Origin of the sequence: Rhodococcus olei (assembly GCF_039540555.1) — a bacterium.
Classification (GTDB): Bacteria; Actinomycetota; Actinomycetes; order Mycobacteriales; family Mycobacteriaceae; genus Rhodococcus_G; species Rhodococcus_G olei.
On the sequence record NZ_BAABFB010000110.1, the window covers coordinates 1 to 3,098 of the forward strand.

Annotated in this window: 1 rRNA gene; it reads left to right on the top strand. The window is 56.5% G+C overall.

Annotated elements, in window-relative coordinates:
* A 23S ribosomal RNA gene (locus ABD951_RS28540) occupies positions 1–3,095 on the top strand; the annotation flags it as partial.
* Between the last annotated feature and the right edge of the window lie 3 nt (positions 3,096–3,098).

The window sequence follows — 3,098 nt, forward strand, 5'->3', positions numbered from 1 at the left end:
GTGGATGCCTTGGCACCAGGAGCCGATGAAGGACGTAGGAGGCTGCGATAAGCCTCGGGGAGCTGTCAACCGAGCTGAGATCCGAGGATTTCCGAATGGGGAAACCCAGCACGAGTGATGTCGTGTTACCCGCACCTGAATATATAGGGTGTGTGGAGGGAACGTGGGGAAGTGAAACATCTCAGTACCCACAGGAAGAGAAAACAACCGTGATTCCGTGAGTAGTGGCGAGCGAAAGCGGAGGAGGCCAAACCGCGGGTGTGTGATAGCCGGCAGGCGTTGCACTCGTGGGGTTGTGGGGTCATCTTTGTCAGTTCTGCCGAGCTGGCCGACAGTAAGAAATCATCGTGTTAGTCGAAGTGGTCTGGAACGGCCTGTCGTAGAGGGTGAGAGTCCCGTAGACGAAAACGCGTTGACTGTCGTAGGTGATGCCCAAGTAGCAGCGGGCCCGTGAAATCTGCTGTGAATCTGTCGGGACCACCCGATAAGCCTGAATACTCCCTGGTGACCGATAGCGGACTAGTACCGTGAGGGAAAGGTGAAAAGTACCCCGGGAGGGGAGTGAAATAGTACCTGAAACCGTGCGCTTACAATCCGTCAGAGCCTGTGCCACTTCGGTGGGTGGGTGATGGCGTGCCTTTTGAAGAATGAGCCTGCGAGTTAGTGGCATGTCGCGAGGTTAACCCGTGTGGGGTAGTCGTAGCGAAAGCGAGTCCGAATAGGGCGACGTAGTGGCATGTTCTAGACCCGAAGCGGAGTGATCTACCCATGGCCAGGGTGAAGCGACGGTAAGACGTCGTGGAGGCCCGAACCCACTTAGGTTGAAAACTGAGGGGATGAGCTGTGGGTAGGGGTGAAAGGCCAATCAAACTCCGTGATAGCTGGTTCTCCCCGAAATGCATTTAGGTGCAGCGTCGCGTGTTTCTCGCCGGAGGTAGAGCTACTGGATGGTCTAGGGGGCCCACAAGCTTACCGAAATCAGCCAAACTCCGAATGCCGGTGAGTGAGAGCGCGGCAGTGAGACTGCGGGGGATAAGCTTCGTAGTCGAGAGGGAAACAGCCCAGATCGCCGGCTAAGGTCCCTAAGCGTGTACTAAGTGGAAAAGGATGTGGGGTCGCGAAGACAACCAGGAGGTTGGCTTAGAAGCAGCCACCCTTGAAAGAGTGCGTAATAGCTCACTGGTCAAGTGATCCTGCGCCGACAATGTAGCGGGGCTCAAGTACACCACCGAAGCCGCGGCATTCACACGAGCCCGCCTTACCTCTACGGGGGTGGGGCCAGGTGTGTGGATGGGTAGGGGAGCGTCGTGCAGCCGTGGAAGCGGCGGAGTGATCCAGCCGTGGAGGCTGCACGAGTGAGAATGCAGGCATGAGTAGCGAAAGACAAGTGAGAAACTTGTCCGCCGAATGACCAAGGGTTCCTGGGCCAGGTTAATCCGCCCAGGGTGAGTCGGGACCTAAGACGAGGCCGACAGGCGTAGCCGATGGACAACGGGTTGATATTCCCGTACCCGTGTGAACGCGTCAATGGTGAATCAGTGATGCTAAGCGCCCTGAAGCCGGCTGTGCGCCTTCGGGTGTGTGGTGGGTGGATGCGCGTGATCCGATCTGGTAGTAGCCAAGCGATGGGGTGACGCAGGAAGGTAGCTGGGCCAGTCAGTGGTAATACTGGTGTAAGCGTGTAGGGAGTGGCATAGGCAAATCCGTGCCGCACATATCCTGAGACGTGATGCGTAGCCGAATGAGGCGAATTCAGTGATCCTATGCTGCCGAGAAAAGCCTCTAGCGAGTTTTCACACGGCCCGTACCCCAAACCGACACAGGTGGTCAGGTAGAGAATACCAAGGCGATCGAGATAACTATGGTTAAGGAACTCGGCAAAATGCCCCCGTAACTTCGGGAGAAGGGGGACCTCTGCTGGTGATCCAACGTGCTTGGTGAGCTGGTGGGGGTCGCAGAGACCAGTGAGAAGCGACTGTTTACTAAAAACACAGGTCCGTGCGAAGTCGTAAGACGATGTATACGGACTGACGCCTGCCCGGTGCTGGAAGGTTAAGAGGACCGGTCAGCCACTTCGGTGGCGAAGCTGAGAATTTAAGCCCCAGTAAACGGCGGTGGTAACTATAACCATCCTAAGGTAGCGAAATTCCTTGTCGGGTAAGTTCCGACCTGCACGAATGGCGTAACGACTTCTCAGCTGTCTCAACCATAGACTCGGCGAAATTGCATTACGAGTAAAGATGCTCGTTACGCGCGGCAGGACGAAAAGACCCCGGGACCTTCACTATAGCTTGGTATTGGTGTTCGGTTCGGTTTGTGTAGGATAGGTGGGAGACTGTGAAGCGGGCACGCCAGTGTTCGTGGAGTCGTTGTTGAAATACCACTCTGATCGTATTGGACATCTAACCTCGGACCATGATCTGGTTCAGGGACAGTGCCTGGTGGGTAGTTTAACTGGGGCGGTTGCCTCCCAAAATGTAACGGAGGCGCCCAAAGGTTCCCTCAGCCTGGTTGGCAATCAGGTGTCGAGTGCAAGTGCACAAGGGAGCTTGACTGTGAGACTGACAGGTCGAGCAGGGACGAAAGTCGGGACTAGTGATCCGGCACCGGCATGTGGAAGCGGTGTCGCTCAACGGATAAAAGGTACCCCGGGGATAACAGGCTGATCTTCCCCAAGAGTCCATATCGACGGGATGGTTTGGCACCTCGATGTCGGCTCGTCGCATCCTGGGGCTGGAGTAGGTCCCAAGGGTTGGGCTGTTCGCCCATTAAAGCGGCACGCGAGCTGGGTTTAGAACGTCGTGAGACAGTTCGGTCTCTATCCGCCGCGCGCGTTAGAAACTTGAGGAAGGCTGTCCCTAGTACGAGAGGACCGGGACGGACGAACCTCTGGTGTGCCAGTTGTCCTGCCAAGGGCACTGCTGGTTAGCTACGTTCGGAAGGGATAACCGCTGAAAGCATCTAAGCGGGAAGCCTGTTCCAAGATGAGGTTTCTCACCCCCTCGAGGGGGTAAGGCCCCCGGCAGACCACCGGGTTGATAGGCCAGAACTGGAAGCACGGTAACGTGTGCAGGTGACTGGTACTAATAGGCCGAGGA